Source organism: Collinsella aerofaciens (genome assembly GCF_015670745.1).
In the GTDB taxonomy this organism is placed as follows: domain Bacteria; phylum Actinomycetota; class Coriobacteriia; order Coriobacteriales; family Coriobacteriaceae; genus Collinsella; species Collinsella aerofaciens_T.
Genome location: NZ_JADPCH010000022.1, coordinates 24,964 through 38,672 on the forward strand (window position 1 = coordinate 24,964; position 13,709 = coordinate 38,672).

General features: G+C 64.0%; 10 protein-coding genes. 3 read left to right on the forward strand and 7 right to left on the reverse strand.

What is annotated here, in order from left to right:
* Positions 1-30 precede the first annotated feature (30 nt).
* The 6 genes from I4W07_RS08025 to I4W07_RS08050 form a co-directional block, all read right to left on the reverse strand.
* The gene (locus I4W07_RS08025; protein ID WP_196026279.1) at positions 31-2,901 is read right to left on the reverse strand and encodes an FtsW/RodA/SpoVE family cell cycle protein; all 2,871 of its coding nucleotides are present in this window, start codon (positions 2,899-2,901) and stop codon (positions 31-33) included.
* Between the two features lie 16 nt (positions 2,902-2,917).
* Positions 2,918-4,852 carry a Stp1/IreP family PP2C-type Ser/Thr phosphatase gene (locus I4W07_RS08030; protein WP_196026280.1) on the reverse strand — a complete coding sequence of 645 codons (1,935 nt, stop codon included), beginning with the start codon at positions 4,850-4,852 and terminating at the stop codon, positions 2,918-2,920.
* Positions 4,849-5,265: an FHA domain-containing protein gene (locus I4W07_RS08035; protein WP_006235180.1), complete on the reverse strand. Its 417-nt coding sequence runs from the start codon at positions 5,263-5,265 to the stop codon at positions 4,849-4,851. The genes I4W07_RS08030 and I4W07_RS08035 overlap by 4 nt, the downstream gene beginning before the upstream one ends.
* Before the next feature lie 6 nt (positions 5,266-5,271).
* Positions 5,272-6,285, reverse strand: coding sequence for an FhaA domain-containing protein (locus I4W07_RS08040; RefSeq protein ID WP_035136732.1), 1,014 nt, complete (start codon positions 6,283-6,285; stop codon positions 5,272-5,274).
* On the reverse strand, positions 6,282-8,135 hold the full coding sequence (locus I4W07_RS08045) for a serine/threonine-protein kinase (RefSeq protein WP_196026281.1): 1,854 nt from the start codon (positions 8,133-8,135) through the stop codon (positions 6,282-6,284). Before I4W07_RS08045 ends, I4W07_RS08040 begins: the two co-directional genes overlap by 4 nt.
* A 144-nt stretch (positions 8,136-8,279) precedes the next feature.
* Entirely contained in the window at positions 8,280-8,987 is a 708-nt protein-coding gene (locus tag I4W07_RS08050) for a hypothetical protein (RefSeq protein ID WP_196026282.1), read from the reverse strand.
* Between the two features lie 115 nt (positions 8,988-9,102).
* On the opposite strand from I4W07_RS08050, the gene dnaX reads away from it, so the two are divergent.
* Positions 9,103-11,580, forward strand: coding sequence for a DNA polymerase III subunit gamma/tau (dnaX, locus tag I4W07_RS08055; protein ID WP_196026283.1), 2,478 nt, complete (start codon positions 9,103-9,105; stop codon positions 11,578-11,580).
* A 21-nt stretch (positions 11,581-11,601) separates the two neighbouring features.
* Here dnaX and I4W07_RS08060 read toward each other — a convergent pair whose 3' ends face one another.
* Positions 11,602-12,075 carry a hypothetical protein gene (locus I4W07_RS08060; RefSeq protein WP_006235175.1) on the reverse strand — a complete coding sequence of 158 codons (474 nt, stop codon included), beginning with the start codon at positions 12,073-12,075 and terminating at the stop codon, positions 11,602-11,604.
* A gap of 339 nt (positions 12,076-12,414) precedes the next feature.
* Here I4W07_RS08060 and I4W07_RS08065 point away from each other — a divergent pair, with 339 nt between their 5' ends.
* Complete coding sequence (locus tag I4W07_RS08065; RefSeq protein ID WP_006235174.1) at positions 12,415-12,735, forward strand: YbaB/EbfC family nucleoid-associated protein; 321 nt, start codon at positions 12,415-12,417, stop codon at positions 12,733-12,735.
* Between the two features lie 13 nt (positions 12,736-12,748).
* Positions 12,749-13,345 (forward strand): recombination mediator RecR, encoded by a 597-nt coding sequence (gene recR / locus I4W07_RS08070; RefSeq protein WP_006235173.1) that lies wholly within the window; start codon positions 12,749-12,751, stop codon positions 13,343-13,345.
* Positions 13,346-13,709 lie beyond the last annotated feature (364 nt).

Below are 13,709 nucleotides of genomic sequence, written 5' to 3' on the forward strand. Positions count from 1 at the left end.
CGCCTCGGGTGTCCGATTCGATCATGGGCATCACGCTCCCTGTGCGGCAAGCGCCGCGGTCAGGACGATACCGGCGATCTTGGCGGCCTTGACGTCATGCTTGTCGAAATCCTCCAAGGCCACCGAGATGGCGACCGTGGGTGAATCGTAAGGTGCAAAGCCAACGAACATCGAGTTGACGTTGGTGCCGCCGGTCTCGGCCGAGCCGGTCTTGCCGGCGACCTTGACGCCGGGGATTTGGGCATCGGTGCCGGTGCCGGACTGGACGACGGCAAGCATGGCCTGCTTGACCTGGTCGGCCGTGGCGGAGCTGACGGCCTGACCAAGCGAGCGGGACTGCGTGGTCTTGACCACGGTTCCGTCCGGGGCGAGTACCTGGGCTACAAAGTACGGGTCCATGACCACGCCGCTGTTAGCGATGGCGGCGGCAATCACGGCGTTTTGCATGACGGTGGTCTGCGGGCCGGGCGTGTGGTCCATGCCGACAGGCTGGCCGGCGCCGGCCCAGGCGGTCTCCCACTCGGTCATGAGCGACGGGTCGGCCATGATGGAGGCCGCGGAGGTCAGGTCCTGGCCGAGCTTTTGGCCGTAGCCAAAGGCGTTGGCAAACTGCACGAGCGTGTTTGCGCCAACTTCGTTTGCCACCTGGCCAAAGACGACGTTGGAGGACACGGCAAAGGCCTGCTGCAGGCTGATGGTGCCGTAGCTCTCGTTGGCATAGTTGGTGACCGGTGCGTTGCCGATATCCATGGAGCCGGGCGCCTGGTAGGTGCTGGTCAGGCTGGCGGTACCGGTCTCGAGTGCCGCGGAAAGCGTAACGACCTTAAACGTGGAGCCCGGCGTGTACAGCGCATCCATGGCGCGATTGTACATGGAGCCGTCCTCGCCGCCGCCCGTCTGCAGCAGGGCATCGATGTTGGTGTTGTCGTAGGTGGGCGAGCTGGCACATGCGAGCACCGCGCCGGTACGCGGGTCGATGACCACTACAGCGCCCTTAAAGCCCTTGAGTGCCTGCTCGGCCGCCGTCTGGATACGCGAGTCGATGGTGAGCTTGGCGGTGTTGCCCGGCTGGGTCTGGCCCGCGAGCGACGCGATGGCATTGTTCCAGCTGGAGTAGTCCTTAGAACCGGTGAGCGTGTCGTTCATGACGCTCTCGATGGCGGTGGTGCCATACTGCTGGCTCACGTAGCCAACCACGTGAGCTGCCAGGTTACCGTTGGGGTAGGAGCGTACGTAGGTGCCGTCCTCCTGCTGCAGCGACTCGGCCAGCGTCACGCCGTCGGACGTGATGATGGAGCCGCGCTGGATGTACTTGGAGCGGGCGATGGTGTGGTTGTTGGTCGGCATGTCCTGATAGTCCTTGGCCTTAATGACCTGGACATAGGTGAGGTTGCCGATAAGGATGGCGAACAGCGCCGTAAAGGCGAGCACCGCGCGGGTTAGACGGTTGGCAAGAGCAACGCGGCCGAGCACACCGGATTCAGGCGTGTCGAGCAGGCGACGGCGCATGCGCGAGCCGACGGAATGGCTGCCGCTGCCGTAGGAAGACGAGGTGGCAAAGCGCGTGCCCGTCGGGGCGGCGGCAGATGCGACCTGATCATCGGTGATGGCGGCCATGGTGCCGGTGCCGGTAAGCTCGGCCTCGCGTCCGGTCGCCTCGTCACCGGCGCGCAGCAGGAGCGCGACGATGATAAAGCTCGCCAGCAGAGAGGAGCCGCCCTGGCTCATAAAGGGCAGGGTGACGCCGGTCAGCGGGATCAGGCGGGTTACGCCGCCAACGATCAAGAAGGCCTGGAAGCTGATGGCGGCCGTAAGGCCTGTGGCACTAAAGGCGGCGAGGTCGGATTTAGCGCGGGCAGCCGTGGTGAGGCCACGCACGGCAAAGAGCATAAACAGGATGAGCACGGCGCCGCCGCCCAAAAGGCCCATCTCCTCGCCGATAGCCGAGAAGATAAAGTCGGACTCGACGACAGGGATGTTGTTGGCCATGCCGTTGCCGATGCCAACACCGACCAGACCGCCATCGGCAAGCGAGAAGAGCGACTGGACGATCTGGTAGCCCTGACCCTGGGCGTCCTTAAACGGATCGACCCAAACCTGGAAACGCACCTGAACGTGCGACAGGAACTTGTAGGCGCCCACGGCTCCAACGGCTAAGAGCGCAAGGCCGATAACGACATACGAAAAGCGCCCCGTGGCAACGTAGAGCATCAGCAAGAAGATGGTGTAGAACAGCACGGCCGAACCCAGGTCGCGTTCGAAGACGACGACGAGCAGGCACACACCCCACACGGCAAACAACGGCAGTAGCAGTCGCAGGCGAGGGATCTTAAAGCCCAAGATCTTGCGGTTGGAGATGGAGAGCAGCTCGCGGTTCTCGGCCAGGTACCCGGCCAGGAACAGCACGATAAAGACCTTGGCGAACTCGCCGGGCTGGATGGTAAAGCCCGCGATGCGAATCCACAGCTTGGAGCCCGAGATCGTGGTGCCGATAAAGATAGGCAGCATCAGCAGGATGATGCCGATGATGCCAAAGGTGTACTTGTAGCGCATGACCACGTCGAGGTTTTTGACCAGTGCGAGCGTTCCCACCATCAGGGCCACCGAGACAAACAGGATGATGAGCTGTGAGATGGCGAGAGCGGGGGCGAGACGCGTCACGAACGTGATGCCGATGCCCGAAAGTATAAATACGATGGGTAGGATGGCGGGGTCGGCGCCGGGCGCCAAGATGCGCACGGCGATATGTGCCGCGGCGAAGGCGGCAAAGAGGCCGATCGGCACGGCGAGCGTCTCAAAGGAGATGGCGGCGCCCGAGGTGAGCACGTACATCGCATACAGCAGGATGACGGGGAACGCCGAGGCGATGAGCAAGAGCAGTTCGGTGTTGCGGCGACTCATAAGCGGCACTCCCTTTCTAGTTCTTTTCGGAGGCTTCGGCCTCGGCGGACTGTTCGGCGGTTTTCTCGGAATCTGATTCGGAGGTCGATCCCTGATTGGTGTTGTCGCGAATCGTTTGCGCGTCGATCACCTGGCGGGTCTGCTCCTCGTCGATCTGGTGGCGGTACTTGGATATCGTGTCCTGCGCATCGTCGGCACTTGTTTGCGGAATGCCCGCCTTGAGGCGGTTTTGCGTGTCTTCGGGCAGGTCGGACAGCTTGATGCTGGTTTCGCTTTCGAGCCAGTGGAGCTTGAGTCCGAGTGGCTTGCCGGGCAGGCCGCGCCAGACGGCGACATTGCCCTGGTAGGTACCCAGGTAGTACGAGCCGGTGACACCCGTGTAGGCCCAGATGCCAGCTGCCAGCACAAAGACGAGGGCCAGGATGGCGGCGATAGTAACGTTGCGGCGACGCACGCGTTGCGCCTCGCGCATGACGCCATCGTCAACCAGGTCAACGACTACTACGGTCACGTTGTCGTGGCCGCCGGCGGCAAGCGCCGCGTCCACTAGGTTGTCGACGCAGATTTGCGCGGTTGAGGACTGCGTGGCGATGTTCTCGATATCGCTATCGGGAATCATGCTCGAGAGGCCGTCAGAGCACAGGATCAGGCGGTCGCCTTCCTCGATATGCAGAGTGAAGTGGTCGGCATACATGGCGGGGTCCGAGCCCAGTGCGCGGGTGATGACCGAACGGTTGGGGTGGACGCGAGCCTCGTCTGCCGTGATCTCGCCGGCGTCCACGAGCTCCTCCACGTAGGAGTGGTCGCGGGTCACGCGGATGAGCGTGCCCTCGTGGAGCAGATAGGCGCGAGAGTCGCCCACGTGGGCGATGGCGAGCGTGTCGTTTTCGATGTAGGCGCAGGTGGCTGTGCAGCCCATGCCGGGCTTGCCCAGGCCGTTCAGGGCCGCCTCGATTACGGCGGCGTTGGCTGCCTCGACGGCTGCGGCCAGGCGTGCTGCGTCGGCGGACTGTGGGGCCGTCTTGGCAATAGTCTCGACGGCGATGGAAGAGGCTACCTCGCCGGCAGCGTGACCACCCATGCCGTCGCATACGCAAAAGAGCGGCGACTGCACCAGGTAGGAATCCTCATTGTGCGGACGCACGCAGCCAACGTCGGAGCGGGCGCCCCACATGAGTTGCGTGGTGGTGCCGGCATCATAGGTCGAGTCGGTCTCGATGCGCTCCTCGGTCAGGGGCTCAAAGCTCATGGTCGAGCCGGGGTCTTTGAGCTTGGCCTCAACGGCGGCAACGTCGATCTCTGCTGTGTCACCGGGAGAGACGGTGTCGGTCTCGGCGTTTGATTCAGAATCACCGGTGTCCGGGGAGTCGGGCTCCTCGGAAACGCGGGCGGTCGACTCGTCATCTTGCGGGCTGACGTCTATAGGATCGGGCGTCGCAAAGTGCGACGGCGCGGGCGTGTTTTGCGACTGGGCGGCGGGCTCGGCCACGGCATCGGACTCGCTTGCGGGCGCAGGCTGCGGGGTCTTGGGTGCAGGGCGGTCCTCGGGGGATGTCCCCGCCTCGGGCGCCGGCGTAGACGCGGGCGCAACCTCGGATGCCGGGGCTATGGGAAACGCCGGCGCGGCGGGCTCGGGTGCCGCAAACACCGCAGCGCTCTCGTTGATTGCGGCGGCGACGGGTTCTGCAAAGTGAGCCGGCGCCGGGGTTGCTTCGGGCGCTGTGGGCTGTTCCGCAGCATGTGCGCCGATGGGCGCTGCTGCGGCATCCTCTTCGCCCTCGTTATCGGCGAGATCCGAAATATCATGCGTTACATGCGAAAGAGGCAGGGAGAACACGGTGTCCTCGGGCTCCACGGGTGTGGAGTCCGCCGGAGCGGCGTGGGCCGGTGCAGCTACGGCGGCAGCCGGTGCCTCGGTCATGGTTGCGGACTTGTTCTCCTCGTCGATCATCGACGGTTCACCTTCATGACCACGTCGCCAATCTGGACTTCGTCGCCCTCACGCAGCGTCGCGGGCTCCACGAGCTGGCGGCCGTTGACGAGCGTGCCGTTAAGCGAGTTGAGGTCCTCGATGATGAGCGCCGGGCCCTGCAGCGAAAAGCGCGCATGCGAGGCCGAGACGAACGGTTCGTTGATGCAGATGTCCGAAGATGGCGAGCGACCGACGATGACGGGGCCGAGCATGTCTACGTGGATGCCGCGGATACCGCGCGGACCCTTGTCCACATCAATCGTCCAGATAGCCGAGTCGCGGCGCTGCCCGCGCACAAGTCCCACGCCGGTCTTCATGACGGCGAACAGGAAGATATAGAGCAGGGCGACCAGGACGATGCGGCCTGCAAAAAGGACGATATCGATGTTCATAAGCGACTATCCCCTAAATTCAAAGGTGCTCAGGCCAAACGTCAGCAGATCGCCGTTGCGCAGCGGGCAGCGCGTAATGCGGCGGTTGTTGACGAGCGTGCCGTTGGTGGAATTGAGGTCCTCGATCGACCAATCCGAGCCCGTAAAGGTGAGCTGGGCGTGGCGGCGCGACACGTTGGGGTCGCGCAGGGCAATGTCGGAAACTGAGCGCTCGCGACCGATGGTCACCTGTGCGGAGGTGATGCTATGGCTCTCGCCGCTCACGACGTCGACGAGCTGGGCGAGCGGGCGCTGCGGGGCGCGAGTGCTCGCCATGTTGGAGGCGATGCCGGCTGCGGCGCCTAGGCCCACGGCGGCACCGGTCGCGGCGGCTCCGCCCATGCCGGCAAGCGCGTCGCGCGAGACGGTCTGCGGCACCGGGATGGGTGCGGCGGCGGGGTCGGGGACGCTAGGCGCGAAGGGGTCTGCCACGGCAAGCGGGTCGGGAGCGGCGGCGCGAGGCGTCGGCTGCTGCTGGGGCATGGCGGCGGGGCGCTGCTGCTGCGGGGCAGCAAACTGCTGCTGGCCGGCGCGCGGGGCGCTGGCGGCACGGCTTGCCGCGGAGTTGTTCTGGCCCAGGCCGTTTTGATAGGCGCGCTCTTCTTCGTACAGGCGGCCGAGCGTGGGGGCATCGACGTTCTCGGCAAAGACCGAGAACTTGCCGGCGCGCAGCTGCGGATCGATCATAAAGCGCACGAGGGGCTCGCCGACAAAGACATAGCGGCGCTTTTCGGCCTGCGCCTTCACAAACTCGCGGACCTCGCGTGAAAGCTCGGGGTAGAACGGGGCGAGCATGGGATCGTCGTCGGCGGCGATAAGGATGGTATAGAGTGCCGGCGCCGTGTTGACGCCGTTGATCACCAGAGTCTGATCCTCCATGTCGCGAGCGGCCTGCTTGGCAAGCTTCTTAAAGGAGAACGGGGCACGGGTGGCACCGAAGATGCCGGCCACGTGGTCCTCGAAGATGTTCAGGAAGTTCACGAAAGATCACTCTCCGTATAGGTTCTTTGGTATCCGAGCAAATATAGGCATATCCCAACGATTATAGAGGATAGGATTCCCGCAACCGCCGCCTTGGCGATGACCGCGGCTGCAAGGCTGGCAATTTCCATATGGTGTGCAAGACAGGACGCCGCTGCGCAGCCGATGCCGGTGACAGCGATGGCGGCGATTGCGGCAAGGTTTGAGCCCTGATCGGCACGCTTGGCATGGGCATTGAGCAGCGCGGATGACGCTGCGGCAGTTGCCGCGCCCAGCACAAAGGCAGCCCAAAGGAGCGGGTCTCCCAGCGCTGCGGCAACGTTACCGAGCCCCAGCACGCCTCCGGCTGAAAGCGCGACCGTGGCCAGACGGGCAAAAAGCGCGCCCATGCCCGTTGCCGCGGCGGCGCTTGCCGGGCCGAGCCAAAATGACGCGACGCCGGCGGCGACCCCAGCTGCCAGGAAGGTATTGCCGGTCAGACAGCCAAGCGCGAGTGCACAGGTGAGCGTGGCGCTCGCGGCAGTCTCGGTGCGACCCCAGGCGATCCACCAACCGGACATGGCGGCGGCAAAGATCACCGCGACGGGCAACATCGACAGGATGCCCTGCGCCTGCATGGTGGCGTTGGCCAGGAGCACCAAAAAGCCCACAGCCGAGATGGCCGAGCCAATCTGGGGGGCCAGGCCAGCCGCCGCTCCGATCGCGATGGCCGCAATGACCAGGCCGGGAAGCGCCGCGACCCCGGCCGTTTGCATCAGCAAAAAGCTAAAGGTGCCGCACGTTAGCGCCGAGATAGTGCGCATGGTGTAGTCGCGCGCATGGCTCCAGCGCGTGCCCGCCCAGCCGAGTGCGGGGTCGACCTCGATGGCGTCGTCCTCGTAGTGCGACGGCTCGATATCGTCGAGCTCCTGTTCGTCATCCGAAAGTTCGCCAACCATTTGCTCCAGGCTGCGACGGCCTTCGCGCACGCTGCCCAGACCGGCAAGGAGCTGGTCGCAAAATGCCTCGATGCTGTTGGGGCGGTCCTGCGGCATGGGGGAGAGCGCGCTCATGAGCGCGGCCTCGGCTCCCGGGGGAAAGTGTGGTATCAGCTCGCTGGGATAGGTGGCGCCGCCGATGATGCGGCCGAGCGAGTCGGCGGGTGTGGCCGCCATAAAGGGAGCGCTGCCGCACAGGCCCTCGTAGATCACACAGGCGAGGGCAAAGACATCGGCGCGCTCGTCGACCGTGCCGGTCTCGATATCGAGCTGCTCGGGCGGCATGTAGCCGATGGTGCCGCCGCGTGAGCCGCCAAAGCCACCGGCAGACGACAGTCGCGCCATGCCAAAGTCGGTGAGCTTTACATTGCCCGAGTGGTCGATGAGCGCGTTGGCGGGCTTAATGTCCAGGTGGAGTACGCCATTACTGTGGGCGAAGGTGAGCGCCTGGCCCAGGGCATCGGCAATGGCCGCGGCCTCGTCAAAGGTAAGTGAGTGGCCGTCCGCGCGGTGCAAAAACTCGGCCAGCGACATGCCATCGACATATTCCATAACCAGGTAGGCATAGGCTGTGTCGTGCGTAAAGTCGATGACCTGCACGATGTTGGGATGTTGAAGCATAGCGGCGGTGTGCGCCTCGCGCAGGACATCCATGATGTCGCTGGCGGGCATGCCGGCACCGTTGATAAGGGGGATGCGTTTAATGGCGACGCGGCGGCGCAGGTGCGTGTCGCGGCAGATCTCGATGGAGCCAAAACCGCCGGTCGCAAGTGTCTCGAGCGGCTGGTACCGCTTGAGCAGCTCGCGAGAGCTGGTGCCCTCCAAAGGAACGTCCGGCGAGAACCGGGCGGTATGTTGCGAGAAAAGCGGCATGGCCAACCCTTGTGCGTTTAAAGTTCGTTTGCGAGTGGCGGGCGCGGAGCCGAGCCGTTCGCGGTGGCATAGATGCTGCTAGTGTAGCACGCTCGGGTGCATGGGGAGGATAGCGGGATGCGAGGCTGCCTGCCTGGCTTGGCCTTAGCGCTTTTTCTTTTTCTTCTTCTGCTTGCGCTTGGTCTCCTGGGGCTTGTTGCCCTGTTTGGCTTCGGCAGCGGCCTTTTCTGCCTTCATCTTCTTGCGCTTGGTCTCGATGCGGAGTTTTTTGTTGATGCGCGCCTTAAGGAAGGTGCCAAACTGCTCGGCATCGCCGCGAATAAAGGTTTCCTTGGGGATCGTCACGCCCTGGTCGGCGAACATGGCCACAAAGATGCGCTCGCCGTCGAGTACGTGGTCGAGCTTGTCAAACGGGAAGAACTGCGACTTGCCGCTCTTGCCCCAAACCATCAGGCCGTCCTCGTTGGCGGCGACGCGGCGATAGCGGCCACCCATGGACTCGTCGGCCTCGACGGCGTCGATAAAGTCGCGGGCGAGCGTGTGGTGCAGGTTCTTGCTCCACCAGGCCAAAAAGGCGCCGAATACGATCAGCACGACGCCAAACTTGATCCAGTTGCCGCCGGCCAGCAGCATGCCGATGCCGATGAGCGCGGCAATTGCCGCGGCGACATACAGCGAGCCGCGACGCCTGGGCGAGGCGACCAGACGGGCGAAGTCGGTGACCAAGTCGTTTTCGTACTGGTACTCGTTGAGGTACAGGATGCCGTCGTCGGCTGCGGCCTGCTCCTCGAGCGCGACCTCGACCTGGTCGGCTGCTTCGGAGGGAACGAGGTTGCTCTCTGCGTCTGCCATGCTCTTTGGACTCCTATCGCGGCGGGCTCGCCGTACGGGTATTATGGAATGCAGTATGCCGTGCGACCGCATGGCCGCCGCGGCAACAAGACTCAGTATACCCGGGGGAGCACCCATGGAATCGTTGTACCGAAAGTATCGCCCGCTCACCTTCGACTCCGTGGTGGGCCAGCAACATATCGTCTCGACGCTCGAGCACGCCATCACCGAGGGGCGCCTGTCCCACGCCTACCTGTTCTGCGGACCGCGCGGCACGGGCAAGACCACCATGGCGCGCATTCTGGCCAAGGCGCTGCTGTGCCGCAATGCCGAGGCGGCGCGCGCCGAGGGTGCAAGCGGCTGCATGCCCGACGGCACTTGCGAGGAGTGCGAGCTCATCGCCGAGGGCAACCACCCGGATGTCTACGAGCTCGATGCTGCAAGCCGTACCGGCGTGGACAACGTGCGCGAGGAGATCATCAACTCCGTCAACTTTGCCCCGGTGCGCGGCAAGTACAAGATCTATATCATCGACGAGGTCCACATGCTCACGACGGCGGCGTTCAACGCGCTGCTCAAGACGCTCGAGGAGCCGCCGGCGCACGTGATCTTTGTGCTGTGCACTACCGACCCGCAAAAGATTCTGGAGACCATCCTCTCGCGCTGCCAGCGCTTCGATTTCCACCGCATCGGCAACGAGGATATCGAGCATCGCCTGTCTTACGTGTGCGAGCAGGAGAGCTTCGATTACGACGACGAGGCACTCGCCATTGTGGCGCGCCATGCCAAGGGCGGTATGCGCGACGCGCTTTCCACGCTGGAGCAGCTGAGCGTCTTTGGCAACGGTTCTGTGCATGCGGACGACGCCCGCTCGCTTTTGGGCGAGGTTTCGGACCAGATTCTGGGCGAGTTTTCCCGCGCCATTGCCGATCGCGATGTTGCCGAGCTCTATGGACTGATCCGTGCGCAGGTCGAGGAGGGCAATGACCTGCTGGAGCTGACGCGCGACCTGGTGGCGCATGTGCGCGACGTGTACGTTGCCTGCGTTGCCGGTGCCCGTGCCGAGCTGTTTGAGGGCGGCTCCGAGCAGGCCGAGGCGCTTGCTGCCGAGGCCGCTGCCTTTGGCGAGCATCCTGCCGACCGCCTGGCCCGCGTGCTGACGGTGCTCGACGATGCCGCACTGGAGATGAGGGGCGCGAGCGACGTGCGCCTGGTGCTCGAGATTGCCTGCACGCGTCTGGCGCGTCCCGAGGCCGATTTAACGATTGAGGCATTGGCCGAGCGCGTGGCACGCCTGGAGGCCATGATTGCCAACGGCGCCGTGCCGGCGAGCGTGGCTGCTGCTCAGGCCGCCGCGCCTGCAGCATCCGTACCCGCTGCTGCCCAACAGCCGACGCTCATTTCGGGCGCTCGTGCTGCCGCTCCGGCGGCATCCGCTTCCCCCGCTGCTACGTCCGCGCGCCAGGGCGGTATGCCTTGGGACCGCGGCGCTGCTGTTCCGGCTGCCCAGCCTGCGACCAAGTCCGCGGCTCCTGCGCCGGCGCCCAGACCTGTAACGCCTGCACCTCAGCCCGTTGCGGCTCCGGCTTCCGCGCCTGCTGCATCGACCGTGTCGGTGTCCAAGCCCAACAACGCCGCCCAGGTTGCCGCCGCCGGTGCTGCCGAGACCCCCGCGGTTGAGGACGCCGGCGAGCTCCAGCGCAAATGGGCCGAGGTCGTCGAGCGCGTCAAGGCTCGTCAGGCCTCCTACGCAGGGCTTTTGCTCAACGCCCGCGCCACGGCCGACGACGGCTCCAAGCTCACGGTCTCGTTCCCCGCGGGTTCGACTTTTGCCATCAAGATGCTCGGTCGCGCCGATACGCAGTCGGTGGTCCTGCCGACGGTCTGCGCGGTCTTCGGTCGTCGTACCGTCGACTATGTCCTGGATGGGGGTGGCACGCCGGCTCCTCAACATGAGGAGCATTCTCCATCTGCACGGGCTGCGGTATCTGCGGACCCGCAACCCGTGTCCTCGGTGCCCCCTGCATCCTCGAGCGCCAGCGCGACGCAGCCAAAAGCGGCGCCGGTAGCGGCACCGACCCCGTCGGCGCCTGAACCCGCTGCGCCCAAACCGGCTGCTCCGATCCCCGCGCCCAAGTCCGCTGCCGCGCCTGCGCCCAAGTCATCCGACCTGGCCAAGGCCCCTTGGCTGCGCTCCGACAACCCTGCCGGTGCTCCTGCCACGGGCAAGCTCCCGACCGAGCCCGCGCCCCGAGCGCCCGAGCGCGCGTCCGTCCCCATGGCTCAGCCGCCTGCGCAGGCTGCGCCATGGGAATCCGAGCAGGTGCCCTACGACGATGCTATGGTCGGTGGTTTTGCTGCCGATGCCGGCGGGGACGATCTGCCCCCGTTCGACGTGCCGGGTGCGGCGTCCGCGACCAAGGCCGCTGCTGTGGCACCCGCAGCCTCTGCAAACGACGACGTCCCCGCCGCTCCCTGGGAATCCAATCCCGGTGCTGGCAGCCCCTTCGGCCATCAGGGCGCAGCCCCGAGCATCCCGCAGACCGAGGACGAGGCCAAGGCCCTCATCCGCAGCGTCTTTGGCCAGGCCACCATCTTCAAGCCGGTGGAGTAGCTGCGCAGGCGGGTATACTGCTCAAGAAGAGGACCCCTTGTCCGGGCGCATCTGTATTTCGGACATGTGTAGTGTGGTGCCGCGTATGTCGCATTTGAGCAGACAGGTGCGTGACGGTCGGCCTAGGATGCTGAGGTCGATACGATACGTCGCATGGCTGTCCGTGTACTCGACTTGCTCGGCGTTAATGGTTGCTCCGATTGCCAAATAAACGCCTAGCTCGGCATCGACAATCTTGAAGTCCTTTATCTTGACCTTGAACTCTTGATAGAGGGACGGGCTGTTGTAGTAGACGGTTCGGGTTCCGTCGGTGCACTCATCGGTCGTCTCCCATTTGACGACGGGCTGGTCCGAGCTGGCTATCAGCAGTTCTGCTCCAAAAGCTATGGCATGGGTGATGACAACCAGCAATGCCCAGCCGACAAAGAGATAGAGAACCACATATGCAACGGGGTGTTTTGAGCGGATGTTTTGGAGCGCGTTGGGGGCATTCATGGGGCACCTCCAAATTACTATCTATGGCAATCAAATTATACCCTGCCGCCATGTGCGCCGCCTCGAGCAGCGGTTCGGCATTTAGCTATTTAGTGGCGCACATGAAATGCCGGATTCGGCTCTACTAGATTGAGTGTGCGATATTATGCAACCTTGCATAATTCGACCTTGCATAATCTTTGAGTGCGGTTTGTATTGGAGGACATGTATATCGACTGAGGTAACACGTCCGCCCCGCTCTCTCGCCGCGCGCCGTGGTACGATTTTTGAGTTTGAAAGTCCCGCCGTGCTCCGGCTGCCCTTGCAGCTCGGCGTGCGGCCGCACGTAAAGGAGCCATCATGGCCGGTATGAACATGCAGCAGATGATGAAGCAGGCTCGCAAGATGCAGGAGCAGCTTGCCGCCGCGCAGGAGAACCTCAAGTCCCAGACCGTCGACGCCTCTGCCGGCGGCGGCATGGTCAAGGTGACCGTTAACGGCGAGATGGAGCTCGTCAACCTCACCATCGATCCCGATGCGCTCGATCCCGAGGACGTCGATATGCTGCAGGACATGATCATGGCTGCCGTCAACGAGGCCGTCCGCGGCGTCAACGAGCTCGCCAACAAGCAGATGGGCGCCATCACCGGCGGCCTCAACATCCCGGGCATGCCGTTCTAAGACACACATATAAATGAGTGCGAATCACAGTCTGCAAAAACTGCTCGATGAGCTGGGCCGTCTGCCGGGCATTGGTCCCAAGTCGGCCCAGCGCATCGCCTATTACCTGCTCGAGGCCGATGCCGAGGAGGCCCGCCGCCTGGCCGAGGCCATCCTGGAGGTCAAGCAGGAGGTCCACTTTTGCAGCCGCTGCTTTAACTACGCCACGGCCGACGAGTGCTCCATCTGCCAGGACCCGATGCGCGATACCACTCGCATTTGCGTGGTGGGCGAGCCGCGCGACGTCCAGGCGATTGAGCGCACGGGCAGCTACCACGGCCTCTACCACGTATTGGGCGGCGTGATCAGTCCCATGGACAAGATTGGCCCTGAGCAGCTGCACATCCGCGAGCTGCTGGCGCGTCTGGGCCACGAGGATATCCATGAGGTCATCATCGCCACCAACCCCAACATCGAGGGCGAGACCACGGCGAGCTATCTGGCCCGTACCATCAAGCCGTTGGGCGTCGAGGTGTCGCGTCTGGCAAGCGGCCTTCCCGTGGGCGGCGACTTGGAGTATGCCGACGAGCTTACGCTTGGCCGCGCCATCGAGGCCCGTCGCGCGATTTAGGTGGCGAGCCTGCTCCTGCCGTATGTTTTCCTCGCGACGCACGGGGTAGTCATAATTTCCCCGTGCGACTGTGAGTTTGTTGTGCAACAAAGATGCTTCGTATCCGCTTATCGCATGGATGCTTCCGCTCGCATCCTTAATTTGCCCATTCGTTGCGCAACCTTTTGGGTTCGCTGATACACTCAAATATGGATTCGAATGAATGCGCCGCTCCCGAGCGGCGTGTTTTTGTTGGAGGAGAACGCATGCGGCCCGGTGGCACTCAGACAAAGCGCGGCGCCGCGGTGCGGTAGTGTCGAGAAAGTTGGTGTAGAGCCCCATCCGAAGCGAGTCGGCCCGGCGTCCTAGAATCTGGAATACGGTT

Bases quoted from the DNA above. Each gene is read 5' to 3' on its own strand.
- I4W07_RS08025 (WP_196026279.1), bottom strand. From the start codon at position 2,901: ATGAGTCGCCGCAACACCGAACTGCTCTTGCTCATCGCCTCGGCGTTC.
- I4W07_RS08030 (WP_196026280.1), bottom strand. From the start codon at position 4,852: ATGATCGACGAGGAGAACAAGTCCGCAACCATGACCGAGGCACCGGCT.
- I4W07_RS08035 (WP_006235180.1), bottom strand. From the start codon at position 5,265: ATGAACATCGATATCGTCCTTTTTGCAGGCCGCATCGTCCTGGTCGCC.
- I4W07_RS08045 (WP_196026281.1), bottom strand. From the start codon at position 8,135: ATGCCGCTTTTCTCGCAACATACCGCCCGGTTCTCGCCGGACGTTCCT.
- I4W07_RS08050 (WP_196026282.1), bottom strand. From the start codon at position 8,987: ATGGCAGACGCAGAGAGCAACCTCGTTCCCTCCGAAGCAGCCGACCAG.
- dnaX (WP_196026283.1), top strand. From the start codon at position 9,103: ATGGAATCGTTGTACCGAAAGTATCGCCCGCTCACCTTCGACTCCGTG.
- I4W07_RS08060 (WP_006235175.1), bottom strand. From the start codon at position 12,075: ATGAATGCCCCCAACGCGCTCCAAAACATCCGCTCAAAACACCCCGTT.
- I4W07_RS08065 (WP_006235174.1), top strand. From the start codon at position 12,415: ATGGCCGGTATGAACATGCAGCAGATGATGAAGCAGGCTCGCAAGATG.
- recR (WP_006235173.1), top strand. From the start codon at position 12,749: ATGAGTGCGAATCACAGTCTGCAAAAACTGCTCGATGAGCTGGGCCGT.